At 63.2% G+C, this 16,372-nt stretch carries 11 protein-coding genes and 1 tRNA gene; all 12 read right to left on the bottom strand.

The features are described 5' to 3' along the window. Nucleotides 1–113: 113 nt before the first annotated feature. Complete coding sequence (gene fusA / locus R1H25_RS19620; RefSeq protein WP_049445139.1) at nt 114–2,255, bottom strand: elongation factor G; 2,142 nt, start codon at nt 2,253–2,255, stop codon at nt 114–116. Nucleotides 2,256–2,396: 141 nt separating this feature from the next. Further along, complete coding sequence (gene rpsG / locus R1H25_RS19625) at nt 2,397–2,870, bottom strand: 30S ribosomal protein S7 (RefSeq protein WP_004145321.1); 474 nt, start codon at nt 2,868–2,870, stop codon at nt 2,397–2,399. 12 nt (nt 2,871–2,882) lie between these two features. Beyond that, nucleotides 2,883–3,257, bottom strand: a complete 375-nt coding sequence (gene rpsL, locus R1H25_RS19630) for a 30S ribosomal protein S12 (protein ID WP_004145320.1) — start codon at nt 3,255–3,257, stop codon at nt 2,883–2,885. Between the two features lie 284 nt (nt 3,258–3,541). Beyond that, nucleotides 3,542–7,765, bottom strand: coding sequence for a DNA-directed RNA polymerase subunit beta' (rpoC, locus tag R1H25_RS19635; RefSeq protein ID WP_099589278.1), 4,224 nt, complete (start codon nt 7,763–7,765; stop codon nt 3,542–3,544). 87 nt (nt 7,766–7,852) lie between these two features. Then, nucleotides 7,853–12,007, bottom strand: coding sequence for a DNA-directed RNA polymerase subunit beta (gene rpoB, locus R1H25_RS19640; RefSeq protein WP_049401089.1), 4,155 nt, complete (start codon nt 12,005–12,007; stop codon nt 7,853–7,855). 324 nt (nt 12,008–12,331) lie between these two features. Next, nucleotides 12,332–12,700, bottom strand: coding sequence for a 50S ribosomal protein L7/L12 (gene rplL / locus R1H25_RS19645; RefSeq protein ID WP_010480374.1), 369 nt, complete (start codon nt 12,698–12,700; stop codon nt 12,332–12,334). Between the two features lie 63 nt (nt 12,701–12,763). Continuing rightward, entirely contained in the window at nt 12,764–13,300 is a 537-nt protein-coding gene (rplJ, locus tag R1H25_RS19650) for a 50S ribosomal protein L10 (protein ID WP_010480377.1), read from the bottom strand. 386 nt (nt 13,301–13,686) lie between these two features. Then, entirely contained in the window at nt 13,687–14,385 is a 699-nt protein-coding gene (gene rplA / locus R1H25_RS19655; protein WP_004154350.1) for a 50S ribosomal protein L1, read from the bottom strand. A gap of 4 nt (nt 14,386–14,389) precedes the next feature. Next, nucleotides 14,390–14,818, bottom strand: a complete 429-nt coding sequence (gene rplK / locus R1H25_RS19660; RefSeq protein WP_004145248.1) for a 50S ribosomal protein L11 — start codon at nt 14,816–14,818, stop codon at nt 14,390–14,392. 287 nt (nt 14,819–15,105) lie between these two features. Next, the gene (gene nusG / locus R1H25_RS19665; RefSeq protein ID WP_004154362.1) at nt 15,106–15,666 is read right to left on the bottom strand and encodes a transcription termination/antitermination protein NusG; all 561 of its coding nucleotides are present in this window, start codon (nt 15,664–15,666) and stop codon (nt 15,106–15,108) included. Between the two features lie 10 nt (nt 15,667–15,676). Then, on the bottom strand, nt 15,677–16,090 hold the full coding sequence (gene secE / locus R1H25_RS19670; protein WP_049445146.1) for a preprotein translocase subunit SecE: 414 nt from the start codon (nt 16,088–16,090) through the stop codon (nt 15,677–15,679). Between the two features lie 49 nt (nt 16,091–16,139). After that, a tRNA-Trp gene (locus R1H25_RS19675) sits at nt 16,140–16,215 on the bottom strand. Nucleotides 16,216–16,372 lie beyond the last annotated feature (157 nt).

The following is a 16,372-nucleotide window of genomic DNA, read 5'->3' on the forward strand; positions in this document are numbered from 1 at the left end:
CGTGACCGATGGTGCCGACGTTGACGTGCGGCTTGGTGCGCTCGAACTTACCCTTTGCCATTGTTCTATACCTTGATTGTTCGTAAGTGGTTTCAAGAGAGGCTGAGCGAGGCTCAGCCCTTCTTCATGACGGCTTCGGCGATGTTGGTCGGAGCCGGCTCGTAGTGATCGAATTCCATGGTGAAGGTGGCGCGGCCCTGGGTCTGCGAACGCAGCGCAGTGGCGTAGCCGAACATTTCACCCAGCGGGATCATCGCGTTGATGATGCTGGCCGAGCCGTCACCGGTGGTGTCGGAACCCTGCAGCACGCCGCGACGACGGCTGACGTCGCCCATCACGTCACCCTGGTAATCCTCCGGGGTCACGATCTCGACCTTCATGATCGGCTCCAGCAGCACCGGCTTGGCCTTGGCGAAGCCCTGCTTGAAGGCCATCGACGAAGCCAGCTTGAACGCCATTTCCGAGGAGTCGACGTCGTGGTACGAACCGAACACCAGCTTCACCTTGACGTCCACGACCGGGAAGCCAGCCAGCGGACCGCTGGTGATGGTTTCGCGCAGGCCCTTTTCAACCGACGGAATGAATTCCTTCGGGATCACGCCGCCGGTGATGTCGTTGATGAACAGGAAGTCGTCCTTGATGGCCGGAGCCAGCTTCGGATCGGCACGGTCGGCAGCGGTGATCGGCGACAGTTCGATCACGACGTGACCGTACTGACCCTTACCACCGGACTGCTTGGCGTGCTTGTAGTCCGACTTGACGTCGGCCAGGGTGATGGTTTCGCGGTAGGCCACCTGCGGCGCGCCGACGTTGGCTTCAACGTTGAACTCGCGCTTCAGGCGGTCGACGATGATGTCCAGGTGCAGCTCGCCCATGCCCGAGATGATGGTCTGGCCGGATTCTTCGTCGGTCTTGACGCGGAACGACGGATCTTCCTGCGCCAGACGGCCCAGGGCCAGACCCATCTTTTCCTGGTCCGACTTGGTCTTCGGCTCGACGGCCATCGAGATCACCGGCTCCGGGAACGTCATGCGCTCCAGGATGATCGGGGCGTCCACGGCGCACAGGGTGTCACCGGTGGTGGTGTCCTTCAGGCCCACGGCAGCGGCGATGTCACCGGCCAGAACTTCCTTGATTTCCTCGCGGTTGTTCGAGTGCATCTGCAGGATGCGGCCGATGCGCTCCTTCTTGCCCTTCACCGAATTCAGCACGGTGTCGCCACCGTTCAGGGTGCCCGAGTAGACACGGAAGAAGGTCAGCGCGCCGACGAACGGGTCGGTGATGATCTTGAAGGCCAGCGACGAGAACGGAGCCTTGTCGTCCGACTTGCGGGTCATTTCGACGGTGTCGTCGTCAACGTCCACGCCCTTCACGTCCGGCACGTCGACCGGCGACGGCAGCAGCTGGATCACGCCGTCCAGCATGGCCTGCACGCCCTTGTTCTTGAAGGCCGAGCCGCAGTACATCGGCACGATCTCGGTGGCCAGGGTGCGGGTACGCAGCGCGTTGATGATTTCAGCCTCGGCCAGCTCTTCGCCGCCCAGGTACTTTTCCATCAGCTCTTCGCTGGCTTCGGCAGCGGTCTCGACCATGAACTGGCGAGCCTCTTCAGCCGGGCCCTGCAGTTCGGCCGGGATTTCAGCGTATTCGAACTTCATGCCCTGCGAAGCTTCATCCCAATGGATGGCCTTCATCTTCAGCAGGTCGACAACGCCCTTGAAGTTGTCTTCAGCACCGATCGGCAGCTGCATCGGCACGGCAACCGCGCCCAGCTTGGCCTTCAGCTGGCCGACGACCTTCTGGAAGTTGGCACCGGTGCGGTCCATCTTGTTGACGAACGCGATGCGCGGCACGTGGTACTTGTTGGCCTGGCGCCACACGGTTTCCGACTGCGGCTGCACGCCACCGACGGCGCACAGGACGAAGACGGCACCGTCGAGCACGCGCAGCGAGCGCTCCACTTCGATGGTGAAGTCGACGTGCCCGGGGGTGTCGATGATGTTGAAGCGGTGCTCCGGCAGGGACTTGTCCATGCCCTTCCAGAACGCGGTGGTGGCAGCGGACTGGATCGTGATGCCACGCTCCTGCTCCTGCTCCATCCAGTCCATGGTGGCGGCGCCGTCGTGCACTTCACCGATCTTGTGGCTCTTGCCGGTGTAGAACAGGATGCGCTCGGACGTGGTGGTCTTGCCGGCATCGATGTGAGCCATGATGCCGAAGTTACGGTAACGCTCGATGGGAGTGGAACGGGCCACGGGAGCCTCTCAGATTTCTTGGATTTCGGATGGCCGAATGCCGCCTTTCGGCGGCCTTCGGATTGGCGCAGTCCTTCTGGGACCGCGAGGCAGCACGCACCGAAGTGGTGCTGCCCTGCCTGTTTTACAAGGCCGTCAAACTCACCAGCGGTAGTGGGCGAATGCCTTGTTGGCTTCGGCCATGCGGTGGGTTTCTTCGCGCTTCTTGATGGCGCCGCCACGGTTTTCCGAGGCGTCGATCAGTTCAGCAGCCAGCTTCTTCGGCATGGTGTTCTCACCACGCTTGCGCGCGGAGTCGATCAGCCAGCGCATGGCCAGAGCCATCTTGCGCGACGAACGCACTTCGACCGGCACCTGGTAGGTGGCACCACCGACGCGACGCGACTTGACTTCGACCGCCGGAGCGACGTTGTCCAGAGCCTTCTGCACCAGTTCAATGGCGTTGGCGCTGCTGTTCTTCTCGGTGATCACGTCCATGGCGCCGTACACGATCTTTTCGGCGACGGACTTCTTGCCGCTCTGCATGACCATGTTGATGAAGCGGGCGATGGTTTCGCTTCCGTGCTTCGGATCGGGCAGGACGGAACGCTGCGGAGTATTACCCTTACGCGACATAGTGCTCTCTCCTTATGCCTTCGGACGCTTGGCGCCGTACTTGGAACGGGCCTGGCGACGCTTGGCAACGCCGGCGGCGTCGAGCGAGCCACGAACGGTGTGGTAACGCACACCCGGCAGGTCCTTGACGCGACCGCCGCGGATCAGGACCACGGAGTGCTCCTGCAGGTTGTGGCCTTCACCACCGATGTAGGAAATCACTTCTTCCTGGTTGGTCAGGCGGACCTTGGCAACCTTGCGCAGAGCCGAGTTCGGCTTCTTCGGAGTGGTGGTGTAGACACGGGTGCAGACGCCACGGCGCTGCGGGCACTTGTCGAGCGCCGGCGAGGCACTCTTGTAGGTGGTCGCTTGCCGCGGCTTGCGGACCAGCTGGTTGATCGTCGCCATCAGTAGGTTCTTCTGATTGGTGGCCGGAAAATCCGACCAGAGATGCGGAAATGTTAAAGCAGGCCAAAATTCTGGCCTGCTGAGACAGACGATTGTAGCAACCTGCCAGGAAAGCAGTCAAACGCCTCCTGTCAAGCCCGTTCCTGATCCCGGAACGTTACTGGGGGGCCTCCATGTACCCCGTTCAGGTTGGCCGGGTCGATCGCGGACGATCTCCCCTGCCCTTTCCCAATCCCATCGATGGACCGATGGGGTGGTCCGGCCTTGCGGCCGGACCGGATACCTCATTCTTCGCCCGACGCCTGTTCAGCTTCGGCTTCAACCACCGGTGCCTCGACCACGGCCGGGGTGCCGGCCAGGGTCTGCATTTCCGACTCGGTGAGACCGGAAGCGCCGCGACGGCGGTTGCTGTGGTACGCCAGGCCGGTACCGGCCGGAATCAGGCGACCCACGATGACGTTTTCCTTCAGGCCACGCAGGTTGTCCGAGGTGCCGCGGACGGCCGCTTCGGTCAGCACGCGGGTGGTTTCCTGGAAGGACGCGGCCGAGATGAACGATTCGGTCGCCAGCGAGGCCTTGGTGATACCCAACAGGACCGGATCGAAGTGCGCCGGCAGCTCGTTGCGGGCTGCAAGGCGGGCATTCTCCTCGATAACGCGCTGGCGCTCCACCTGTTCGCCGTTCAGGAACTTGCTGCTGCCCTGGTCGGTGATCTCGACCTTGCGCAGCATCTGGCGGGTGATCACCTCGATGTGCTTGTCGTTGATCTTCACGCCCTGCAGGCGGTACACGTCCTGGATTTCCTTCACCAGGTAGGCGGCCAGCGGTTCGACACCCAGCAGGCGCAGGATGTCCTGCGGGCTCGGCTCGCCGTCCACGATGGTTTCACCCTTGGTGACATGCTCGCCTTCGAACACGATGACCTGGCGGTACTTCGGGATCAGCTCTTCGTGCTCCGAACCATCGGTGTCCTTGATGATCAGGCGCTGCTTGCCCTTGGTGTCCTTGCCGAAGCTGATGATGCCCGAACGCTCGGCCAGCACCGCCGGATCCTTCGGCTTGCGTGCTTCGAACAGATCGGCCACGCGCGGCAGACCACCGGTGATGTCGCGGGTCTTCGACGCTTCCTGCGGGATCTTGGCGACCACGTCACCCACGCCGACGGCAGCGCCGTCCTGCAGGTTGACGATCGAGCGCGGCGGCAGCAGGTACTGCGCCGGCAGATCGGTGCCCGGGATCGACAGGTCGTTGCCCTTGGCGTCGACGATGCGCACGATCGGGCGCAGGTCCTTGGCCTGGGTACCACGACGCTTCGGGTCGGTGATTTCGCGCGACGCCAGGCCGGTCAGCTCGTCGGTCTTCTCGATGACGGTGATGCCGTCGACGAAGTCGATGAAGCGGATGAAGCCGGCCACTTCCGACACGATCGGGTGGTTATGCGGATCCCAGTTGGCCACGGTCTGGCCCGCCTTGATCGCATCACCGTCCTTGGACGTGATGGTCGCACCGTACGGCAGCTTGTAGCGCTCACGTTCACGGCCGTGGGCATCGAGCACCGAGATTTCGCCCGAGCGCGACACTGCCACCAGCGAGCCGTTGGCGTGCTCGACGGACTTGAGGTTGCTGAACTTGACCGAGCCGGTGGTCTTGACGGTGATGTTGTCGACCGCAGCAGCTCGCGACGCCGCACCACCGATGTGGAACGTACGCATGGTCAGCTGGGTACCCGGCTCACCGATGGACTGGGCGGCGATGACGCCGACCGCTTCACCGATGTTGACCAGGTGACCACGGGCCAGATCGCGGCCGTAGCAGCGACCGCAGACACCGAAGGCCGATTCGCACGAGATCGTCGAACGCACCTTGATGCTCTGCACACCGGCGTCTTCCAGCTTGGCGACCCAGGCTTCGTCCAGCAGGGTGTTGCGGGTAACGATCGGATCTTCGTCGTTGCCCGGCAGGAACACGTCCTCGGCAACCACGCGACCCAGCACGCGGTCCTTCAGCGGCTCGACCACGTCGCCGCCTTCCACGATCGGGGTCATGATCAGGCCTTCGGTGGTACCGCAATCCACCTCGGTGATCACCACGTCCTGCGCGACGTCGACCAGACGACGGGTCAGGTAACCCGAGTTCGCGGTCTTCAGCGCGGTATCGGCCAGACCCTTACGGGCACCGTGGGTGGAGTTGAAGTACTCCTGCACGTTCAGGCCTTCGCGGAAGTTCGCCTTGATGGGCGTCTCGATGATCGAGCCGTCCGGACGCGCCATCAGGCCACGCATGCCGGCCAGCTGACGGATCTGCGCCTGCGAACCACGCGCACCGGAGTCAGCCATGATGTACAGCGAGTTCATCGACTTCTGGTCGATGGTCTCACCCTTGGCATTGACGACCTTCTCGGTACCGATGGTGTCCATCATCGCCTTGGCGATGCGCTCGTTGGTGCGCGACCAGATGTCGACCACCTTGTTGTAGCGCTCGCCGGCGGTGACCAGACCCGACTGGTACTGCTCCTGGATTTCCAGCACTTCGGCTTCGGCCTCGGTGAGGATGCCCTTCTTCTCGTCCGGGATCAGCATGTCATCGATGCCGATGGAGACGCCGGCACGGGTCGCGTAGGCGAAGCCGGTGTACATCAGCTTGTCGGCGAACACGACCGTGTCCTTCAGACCCAGCTGGCGGTAGCTGGAGTTGATCAGGCGGCTGATGTTCTTCTTGGTCAGCTCGGTGTTGGCCAGCGCGAACGGCAGGCCTTCCGGCAGGATTTCAGCCAGCAGGGCGCGACCGATCGTGGTGTCCACGATCGAGGTCTTCGGCTGCTTGTTGCCGTCTTCGTCGGTCACCACTTCGGTGATGCGGACCTTGACGCGCGCGTGCAGTTCCACCACGCGGTTGTCGTAGGCACGCTTCACTTCGGCGATGTTGGCGAAGGCCATGCCCTCGCCCTTCTTGTTTTCCAGCGAGCGGGTCATGTAGTACAGACCCAGCACGACGTCCTGCGACGGCACGATGATCGGCTCGCCGTTGGCCGGCGACAGGATGTTGTTGGTCGACATCATCAGCGCACGCGCTTCCAGCTGGGCTTCCAGCGAGAGCGGCACGTGGACGGCCATCTGGTCACCGTCGAAGTCGGCGTTGAACGCGGTGCAGACCAGCGGGTGCAGCTGGATGGCCTTGCCTTCGATCAGCACCGGCTCGAACGCCTGGATACCCAGACGGTGCAGGGTCGGCGCACGGTTCAGCATCACCGGATGCTCGCGGATGACCTCTTCCAGGATGTCCCAGACTTCAGCTTCTTCGCGCTCGACCAGCTTCTTGGCGGCCTTGATGGTGGTGGCCAGGCCACGACGCTGCAGCTTGGCGAAGACGAACGGCTTGAACAGCTCGAGCGCCATCTTCTTCGGCAGGCCGCACTGGTGCAGGCGCAGGTACGGACCGACCACGATGACCGAACGGCCCGAGTAGTCGACGCGCTTGCCGAGCAGGTTCTGGCGGAAGCGACCCTGCTTGCCCTTGATCATGTCGGCCAGCGACTTCAGCGGGCGCTTGTTGGTGCCGGTGATGGCACGGCCACGACGGCCGTTGTCCAGCAGCGCATCGACCGATTCCTGCAGCATGCGCTTTTCATTGCGCACGATGATGTCCGGCGCGCTCAGTTCGAGCAGGCGGCGCAGGCGGTTGTTGCGGTTGATGACGCGGCGGTACAGGTCGTTCAGGTCGGAGGTCGCGAAACGGCCGCCGTCCAGCGGAACCAGCGGACGCAGGTCCGGCGGCAGCACCGGCAGCACGGTCATGACCATCCATTCCGGACGGTTGCCCGATTCCAGGAAGGCTTCGATCAGCTTGATGCGCTTGGTGAGGCGCTTGAGCTTGGTTTCCGAACCGGTAGCAGCGATTTCCTCGCGCAGGCGGGTCATTTCCGACTGCAGGTCGATCGTGCGCAGCAGTTCGTACACGGCCTCGGCGCCCATCGCGGCGTCGAAGTCGTCACCGTGCTCCTGGCGGGCCTGCAGGTACTGTTCTTCGGTCAGCAGCTGGCGGCGCTCCAGGGCGGTCAGGCCCGGCTCGGTCACCACGTAGGCTTCGAAGTACAGCACGCGCTCGATGTCGCGCAGGGTCATGTCCAGCATCAGGCCGATGCGCGACGGCAGCGACTTCAGGAACCAGATGTGCGCGACCGGCGAGGCCAGGTCGATGTGGCCCATGCGCTCGCGACGCACCTTGGCCAGGGTCACTTCGGTGCCGCACTTTTCGCAGACCACGCCGCGGTGCTTCATGCGCTTGTACTTGCCGCACAGGCACTCGTAGTCCTTCACCGGGCCGAAGATGGCGGCGCAGAACAGGCCGTCGCGTTCCGGCTTGAAGGTACGGTAGTTGATGGTTTCCGGCTTCTTCACTTCGCCGAAGGACCACGAACGGATCAGGTCCGGCGAGGCCAGCGCGATCTTGATCGCGTCGAAGTCCAGCGTCTGGCGCTGCTGGTTGAAGAGGTTGAGCAGGTCTTTCATGGTGTTCTCCAGAAGGAGGAATGCTGTGTCGATGGGCTTTCAGTTGACTGCCAGCGGCGCGGCGGCGGACCGCCGCGCCGGCATGGATCAGTTGTCTTCCAGTTCCATGTTGATGGCCAGCGAGCGGATTTCCTTCACGAGCACGTTGAAGGATTCCGGCATGCCCGCGACCATCTCGTGCTCACCGTCGACGATGTTCTTGTACATCTGGTTGCGGCCCTGCACGTCATCGGACTTCACCGTCAGCATTTCCTGCAGGGTGTAGGCCGCGCCGTAGGCTTCCAGCGCCCAGACTTCCATTTCACCGAAGCGCTGGCCGCCGAACTGCGCCTTGCCGCCCAGCGGCTGCTGGGTGACGAGCGAGTACGGACCGGTCGAACGGGCGTGCATCTTGTCGTCGACCAGGTGGTTCAGCTTCAGGTAGTGCATGTAACCCACGGTGGTGTGGCGATCGAACGCTTCACCGGTGCGGCCGTCGTACAGCTGGGTCTGGCCACTGCTCGGCAGGTCGGCCAGTTCCAGCATGCGCTTGATTTCCGCTTCGGTGGCGCCGTCGAACACCGGGGTGGCCATCGGCACGCCGTCGGTGAGGTTACGGGCCAGACGCAGCAGTTCCTCGTCGCTGAACTGCGACAGGTCGACACGGTTGGCCACGTTGGTGTCGTCGTGGTTGTAGATGTCGTCCAGGAACTTGCGCAGGTCGGCAACCGCCGCCTGGGCTTCCATCATCGCCTGGATCTTGCGGCCCAGGCCCTTGGCGGCCCAGCCCAGATGCACTTCCAGGATCTGGCCGATGTTCATACGCGACGGCACGCCCAGCGGATTCAGCACGATGTCCACGGTTTCGCCCGAGGCCATGTACGGCATGTCCTCGACCGGCACCACGTTGGAGACCACACCCTTGTTGCCGTGGCGGCCTGCCATCTTGTCGCCCGGCTGGATGCGGCGCTTCACGGCCAGGAACACCTTGACCATCTTCAGCACGCCCGGGGCGAGGTCGTCACCGGCGGTGATCTTGCCGCGCTTGTCGGCGAAGCGACGCTCGAATTCCTTCTCGTGCGCCTGGATCTGCTTCTGCGCGCGCTCGATGGCTTCCGAAGCGTCTTCGTCCTTCATGCGCAGGGCGAACCAGTCAGCCTTCTTCAGGCCGTCCAGGAAGGCGTCGCTGATCACGTCACCCTTCTTCAGGCCAGCGCCACCGTTGACCACCTTGCCCACGATCTGCGAACGCAGACGCATGTAGATGGCGGCTTCCAGGATGCGGAACTGGTCGTCGAAGTCCTTCTTGACGCGCTTGATTTCAGACTCTTCGATCTGGCGGGCGCGCTTGTCCTTCTCGATGCCGTCGCGGGTGAAGACCTGCACGTCGATGACGGTGCCGTCCATGCCCGGCGGAACGCGCAGCGAGCTGTCCTTAACGTCCGAAGCCTTCTCGCCGAAGATCGCGCGCAGCAGCTTCTCTTCCGGGGTCAGCTGGCTTTCGCCCTTCGGGGTGACCTTGCCGACCATGATGTCGCCGGCGCGGACTTCGGCACCGATGTACACCACGCCGCTCTCGTCCAGGCGGTTCAGCGCCTGCTCGGAGACGTTCGGGATGTCGGCGGAGATTTCCTCCGGCCCCAGCTTGGTGTCACGCGCGACGCAGGTCAGCTCTTCGATGTGGATCGTGGTGTAACGATCCTCTTCCACCACGCGCTCGGAGAGCAGGATGGAGTCTTCGAAGTTGTAGCCGTTCCACGGCATGAACGCGATCAGCATGTTCTGGCCCAGGGCCAGTTCGCCGATGTCGGTGGACGGACCGTCGGCCAGCACGTCGCCGCGGGCGATGACGTCACCCACCTGGACCAGCGGACGCTGGTTGATGCAGGTGTTCTGGTTCGAACGGGTGTACTTGACCAGGTTGTAGATGTCCACGCCTGCGTCGGTGGCGCCAACGATCTCTTCCTCGTTGACCTTGACCACGATGCGGGCAGCGTCGATCTGCACGATCTCGCCACCACGACGGGCGTTCACGGTCACACCGGAGTCACGCGCCACGGCGCGCTCGATACCGGTACCCACCAGCGGCTTCTGCGCACGCAGGGTCGGCACGGCCTGACGCTGCATGTTGGCGCCCATCAGTGCGCGGTTCGCGTCATCGTGCTCCAGGAACGGAACCAGTGCGGCCGCGATCGACACGGTCTGCATCGGCGAGACGTCCATGAAGTGGACCTCCGCCGGCGGCTTCAGCAGCGATTCGCCCTGGAAGCGGCACGGAACGAACTGCTCGGTCAGCACGCTGTCGGCATTGGTCAGGGCGTTGGCCTGCGCAATGACGTACTCGTTTTCTTCGATCGCCGACAGGAACTCGACTTCGTCATAGACCTTGCCGTCCACGACCTTGCGGTACGGGGTCTCAAGGAAACCGTACTGGTTGGTGCGGGCGTACACGGCCAGCGAGTTGATCAGGCCGATGTTCGGGCCTTCCGGGGTTTCGATGGTGCAGACGCGGCCGTAATGGGTCGGGTGCACGTCGCGCACTTCGAAGCCGGCGCGCTCACGGGTCAGACCGCCCGGGCCCAGGGCCGAGACGCGACGCTTGTGGGTCACTTCCGACAGCGGGTTGTTCTGGTCCATGAACTGCGACAGCTGCGAGGAGCCGAAGAACTCCTTGATGGCAGCGGCGACCGGCTTGGCGTTGATCAGTTCCTGCGGGGTCAGGCCTTCCGACTCGGCCATCGACAGGCGCTCCTTGACCGCGCGCTCGACGCGGACCAGGCCCACGCGGAACACGTTCTCGGCCATTTCACCGACCGAACGCACGCGACGGTTGCCCAGGTGGTCGATATCGTCGACCACGCCGCGACCGTTGCGGATCTCGGTCAGGACCTTGATCACGTCCAGGATGTCGGAGCTGTCGCCATGGGCGGCGACCAGGCGCTTGGACTCTTCGTCGTTGCGCTCACCGTAGTACTTGCGGTCGTACAGCACGGCTTCGCCGGTGGTTTCCTTGCGGCCCACGCGACGGTTGAACTTCATGCGGCCGACCGCGGACAGGTCGTAGCGCTCGAAGGTGAAGAACAGGTTGTGGAACAGGTTCTGCGCGGCATCCTTGGTCGGCGGCTCGCCCGGACGCATCATGCGGTAGATCTCGACCAGGGCTTCCAGCTGGGTCTTGGTCGGGTCGATGCGCAGGGTGTTGGACAGGTACGGGCCACGATCCAGATCGTTCACCCACAGGGTGCCCACGGCATCCACACCGGCCTTGCGGAAGGCCTGCAGCTGCTCGTCGGTGATCTCGTCATTGGCCTGGGCCAGCAGTTCGCCGGTCGAGGCGTCGACCACGTCGTGCGACAGGATGCGGCCGACGATGTAGTCGTCCGGCACGGCCAGGGCGGCGATGCCCGAGGCTTCCAGCTGCTTGATGTGGCGCGCGGTGATGCGCTTGCCGGCTTCCACGATGACCTTGTCGCCGTCGGCGAGGTCGAAGCCCAGGGTTTCGCCACGCAGGCGCTCCGGCACCAGCTCCAGCTGGACGCCTTCATCCGGGTTGATGTGGAAGGTGTTGATCTCGAAGAACTCGGCCAGCATCTCTTCGTTGCTGTAGCCAAGCGCGCGCAGCAGGATCGACACCGGCAGCTTGCGGCGGCGGTCGATACGGGTGAACAGCGCGTCCTTCGGGTCGAACTCGAAGTCCAGCCAGGAACCGCGGTAAGGAATGATGCGGGCGCTGTACAGCAGCTTGCCCGAGCTGTGGGTCTTGCCACGGTCGTGGTCGAAGAACACACCCGGCGAGCGGTGCAGCTGCGAGACGATGACGCGCTCGGTGCCGTTGACGATGAAGGTGCCGTTCTCGGTCATCAGCGGGATTTCGCCCAGATAGACCTCCTGCTCCTTCACGTACTTGATGGCCTTGGTCGACGACTCACGGTCGTAGATCACCAGGCGCACGGTCACGCGCAGCGGGGCGCCGTAGCTCATGCCACGCTGGCGGCACTCACGCTCGTCGAAGACCGGTTCGCCCAGCTTGTAGCCGACGTATTCCAGGGCAGCGTTGCCGCTGTAGCTGGCGATCGGGAAGACCGACTTCAGCGCAGCGTGCAGGCCGTGGTCCGTGCGCTTGGCCGGATCGACGTTTTCCTGCAGGAATTCACGATAGGAATCCACCTGGATGGCGAGCAGGAACGGCACTTCGAGAATCGAGCGCTGCTTGCCGAAATCCTTGCGGATACGCTTTTTTTCGGTGAACGAATAGGACGTCATGAGGTCTTCCACCTTGTTGTGCGGATCGTGCGCCCACGATCCGAAGGGAACTTGAAATTGTCAGTTGGAAGTCGCTGGTATTGCCGGCACCAGCACGCCTTCTCCCGCTACTTCCAACTGCCAACTCGTCTGCTACCACTCCCCTGCTGCCGCGCACTGCGCTGGCCGGCGGGGTCTGACCGCAGCCCGTGTTGGGCTTTTTGCTGCTTAAACAGTCGACTGACAGTCGACTCTACAACACCGCAACAACGACCAAAGGCCGGGGGCTTACGCCCCCAGCCTTGGCTGCATCGCCGCGAATCGGTGACGATGCAAGGTAACTGCTTACTTGACTTCGACAGTCGCGCCAGCAGCTTCCAGGTCCTTCTTCATCTTCTCGGCGTCGTCCTTCGAAGCGCCTTCCTTCAGGACGCCACCGGCTTCGGCCAGGTCCTTCGCTTCCTTCAGGCCCAGGCCGGTGATGGCGCGGACGGCCTTGATGACTTCGACCTTCTTGTCGCCGGCCGACTTCAGGGTGACGGTGAACTCGGTCTGCTCTTCAACAGCAGCGGCCGGGCCAGCGGCAGCAGCCACGGCAACCGGAGCAGCGGCGGAGACGCCGAACTTCTCTTCGATGGCCTTGACCAGCTCCATCACTTCCATCAGGGACTTCTCGGCGATGGCGTCGACGATCTGTTCGTTGGTAAGGGACATGATTAATACCTTTGGATGATTTTCTGGGTTGAGGTTCCGTCAGGAACCACGGTAAGTCGAAACTCAGGCGGTCTCGGCGGCCGGCTCGGCAGCGTCGGCGGCAACATCGCCACCACCCTGCTTCTCGCCAACGGCCTTGATGGCGCGGGCAAACATCGTGACCGGCTCGGTCAGGACGCGGGCCAGCATGGCCAGGGCCTGGTCGCGGGTCGGCAGCGAGGCCAGCACTTCGACGTGGCTTGCCGGGAACACTTCGCCACCGATGGCGACGACCTTAGCCTTCAGCTTGTCGTTGCCCTTGGCGGCTTCCTTGATCAGGCGACCGGCAGCGCCGGGCTCCTCGAGCGAGAACGCGTACAGCAGCGGACCAACCATCTGGTCCTGGGCGACTGCGAACTCGGTGCCTTCAACGGCGCGCGAAGCCAGGGTGTTCTTGACAACCTTCAAGAAAACACCGGTTTCACGAGCCTGCTTGCGCATCGCGGTCATCTGGGCGACCGTGGTGCCAGCGTATTCGGCTGCGATCAAGGAGTGGGCCTTGGCGGCGACGTCTGCCAGCTCGGCGACTACTTCTTGCTTCTGGGACAGATTGAGAGCCATTGCACTCCTCCTATTGAACTCCGCTTACGGCTCCTGCCGTGTGCGGTCCTGTGCAGCATCCGTCCTGGACGCCGGGAACATCGGGATGATGTTCCGGGGGTGGGCCGTTCTAGACCTGGAGTGGGCCAACCTGGGAAACCCAGACGTGCGTGAACCAGAAAAACTCCAGAAGGGCACCATCTACGCAGGGTGATTCCGGGGAATCGATTAAGCGCTCATGACTGCTCCGGCGGCGACTCCTTGCCAGATCGAGCCTCCCTGCCCGTCGCCGGTATTGCCACGACCGCGCCTGCGGTCTTTGACGGCTACCGCGGGCGATGCACTGCCAGCGATGCCTTCAAATGTCACGGTCACGGCACCGAAGGTACCGTGACCGCTTGAAACAATTACTTCAGGGTCAGCGACGACTGGTCGACGGTGACGCCCGGGCCCATCGTCGAGCTGACCGAAACCTTCTGCAGGTAGGTGCCCTTCGAGGTGGCCGGCTTGGCCTTGATCAGGTCCAGCAGCAGCGCGGTCAGGTTCGACTTCAGCGCGTCTTCGGCGAAGTCGGCCTTGCCGATGGTGCAGTGGATGATGCCGGCCTTGTCGGTGCGGTAACGGACCTGACCCGACTTGGCGTTCTTCACGGCTTCACCCGGGTTCGGGGAAACGGTGCCGACCTTCGGGTTCGGCATCAGGCCGCGCGGGCCCAGCACGGTGCCCAGCTTACCGACGACGCGCATGGCATCCGGGGTCGCGATGACGACGTCGTAGTTCAGATCGCCGGCCTGCATCTTCTCGGCCAGATCATCCATACCGACGGCTTCGGCGCCAGCGGCCAGGGCTTCGTCAGCCTTGGCACCGGCCGGAGCGAACACGGCGACGCGGACCGACTTGCCGGTACCGGCCGGCAGCACGGTGGAGCCACGGACCTGCTGGTCGGACTTCTTCGCATCGACGCCCAGGCGCACAGCGACGTCGATCGACTCGACGAACTTGGCCTTGGTGGCGCTCTTCAGGATGTTGATCGCGTCCTCGAAGGCGTATGCCTTGCCCGGAACGACGGCGGCCTTGATGGCCTTCTCACGCTTGGTCTGTGCCATCTTATTAACCCTCCACCACGAGGCCCATGGAACGGGCAGAGCCAGCGATGGTACGCACGGCGGCGTCCAGATCGGCGGCAGTCAGATCCGGTTCCTTCGCCTTGGCGATTTCTTCCAGCTGCTTACGGGTGACCTTGCCGACCTTCTCGGTGTTCGGGCGCTTGGAGCCCGACGAGATGCCAGCGGCCTTCTTCAGCAGGGTGGTGGCCGGGGTGCTCTTGGTGATGAAGGTGAACGTACGGTCCGAGTAGGCCGTGATGATCACCGGAACCGGCAGACCCGGCTCGAGCTTCTGCGTGGCAGCATTGAACGCCTTGCAGAATTCCATGATGTTCAGACCGCGCTGACCCAGCGCAGGACCGACCGGCGGCGAGGGGTTGGCCTGACCGGCCTTCACCTGCAGCTTGATGTAACCGACAACTTTCTTTGCCATGTGAGTGCTCTCCGGGTGCTAGCGCCTTTCGACAACAGGCTCCCCATCGGACCGGGAATCACGCGTCCCGGCATCGCGTTTTGAAATCATGCTGAAGGCCACCTTGCGGCGGCCTCGTCCTGCTGGCTTCCCAGCGGGGAGCCGCGCACTATATCAGGTTTTTTCTTCACATGCCTGAAGCGGCACATAAACGAAGGAAACCGGGCAAGGCCCGGTTTCTGGTTCCGTAGAATCGAGCTTGCTCGACTGATCAGCAAAGTCGAGCAAGCTCGACTCTACAAGACAGGTCAGACGGCCTTTTCGACCTGGCCGAACTCAAGCTCGACCGGAGTAGCGCGACCGAAGATCAGCACCGAGACGCGCAGACGGCTCTTCTCGTAGTTGACTTCTTCAACGACACCATTGAAATCGTTGAACGGGCCATCGGTGACACGGACCATCTGGCCCGGTTCGAACAGCACCTTCGGGCGCGGCTTCTCGACACCTTCCTGAACGCGGTTCAGGATGGCTTCGGCCTCGGAATCGGCGATCGGCAGCGGACGATCGGCGGTACCGCCGATGAAGCCCATCACGCGCGGGGTTTCCTTGACCAGGTGCCAGCTTTCGTTGTCGATGCGCGGAATGCCGGCCTCTTCATGGGTCTCGATCTGGACCAGCACGTAACCCGGGAAGAACTTGCGCTCGGAGCGGCGCTTCTGGCCAGCGCGCATCTCGACCACTTCCTCGGTCGGGACCAGGACGTCGCCGAAGCGCTCTTCCATGCCGTCACGGACGATGCGATCGCGCAGAGCCTGCGCCACCGACTTCTCGAAGCCCGAATAGGCGTGAACGACGTACCAACGCTTCATGCAATTCTCCTTAGCGGCTCAGGAACCACTGAGTCAGTTTCTGGATCAGGAAGTCGAAGCCACCCAGCAACAGGCTGAGGATGAGCACCACGACGATCACGACCCACGTCATGCGGATGGCTTCCTGGCGCGTCGGCCAGACCACCTTGCGCAGTTCAAAGCGCGACTCGGAGAGGAATTCGCGGGTGTCGCGCCCCTTGCCGGTCAGCATGAACACGCCGATACCGCCAACCAGACCGACCACGACCGCCAACGCACGCAGCTGACCTGCCCACGCGCCCAGCTGGGCGGCGCGACCAGAGTCGGCGGAGAACCAGAACCAGACGAACAGACCGGCCAGCACCAGCAGCGATGCGGCGACATACTTGACGATATCTCCACCGTTGGCGGAGTTGTCCTTGGAGTGTTCGATCTTGCTATTCATCAGGCTGTGTCTGCTTTAGCGGCCCAGGCCGCTGGATAAGGTGGGCAGATGGCACGCCAGGAGGGACTCGAACCCCCAACCTGCGGTTTTGGAGACCGCTGCTCTGCCAATTGAGCTACTGGCGTACGTTGAAAACTTGCCTTCCCTTAGACGGCGAAGGCGGACCGAGGTTCCCGGCCCGCCATTCGCGTAACCGGCGGCGCTATGCAACCACCGGTACTGCAGGCTTACTCGATGATCTTCGAGACCACGCCGGCGCCGACGGTACGGCCACCTTCGCGG

Origin of the sequence: Stenotrophomonas veracruzanensis (assembly GCF_032911525.1) — a bacterium.
GTDB lineage: Bacteria > Pseudomonadota > Gammaproteobacteria > Xanthomonadales > Xanthomonadaceae > Stenotrophomonas > Stenotrophomonas africana.

Coding starts and splice junctions, on each gene's coding strand:
- rplJ (WP_010480377.1), bottom strand. CDS start 13,300: ATGGCTCTCAATCTGTCCCAGAAGCAAGAAGTAGTCGCCGAGCTGGCA.
- rplK (WP_004145248.1), bottom strand. CDS start 14,818: ATGGCAAAGAAAGTTGTCGGTTACATCAAGCTGCAGGTGAAGGCCGGT.
- rpsG (WP_004145321.1), bottom strand. CDS start 2,870: ATGTCGCGTAAGGGTAATACTCCGCAGCGTTCCGTCCTGCCCGATCCG.
- nusG (WP_004154362.1), bottom strand. CDS start 15,666: ATGAAGCGTTGGTACGTCGTTCACGCCTATTCGGGCTTCGAGAAGTCG.
- rpoC (WP_099589278.1), bottom strand. CDS start 7,765: ATGAAAGACCTGCTCAACCTCTTCAACCAGCAGCGCCAGACGCTGGAC.
- rplL (WP_010480374.1), bottom strand. CDS start 12,700: ATGTCCCTTACCAACGAACAGATCGTCGACGCCATCGCCGAGAAGTCC.
- rpoB (WP_049401089.1), bottom strand. CDS start 12,007: ATGACGTCCTATTCGTTCACCGAAAAAAAGCGTATCCGCAAGGATTTC.
- rpsL (WP_004145320.1), bottom strand. CDS start 3,257: ATGGCGACGATCAACCAGCTGGTCCGCAAGCCGCGGCAAGCGACCACC.
- rplA (WP_004154350.1), bottom strand. CDS start 14,385: ATGGCACAGACCAAGCGTGAGAAGGCCATCAAGGCCGCCGTCGTTCCG.
- secE (WP_049445146.1), bottom strand. CDS start 16,090: ATGAATAGCAAGATCGAACACTCCAAGGACAACTCCGCCAACGGTGGA.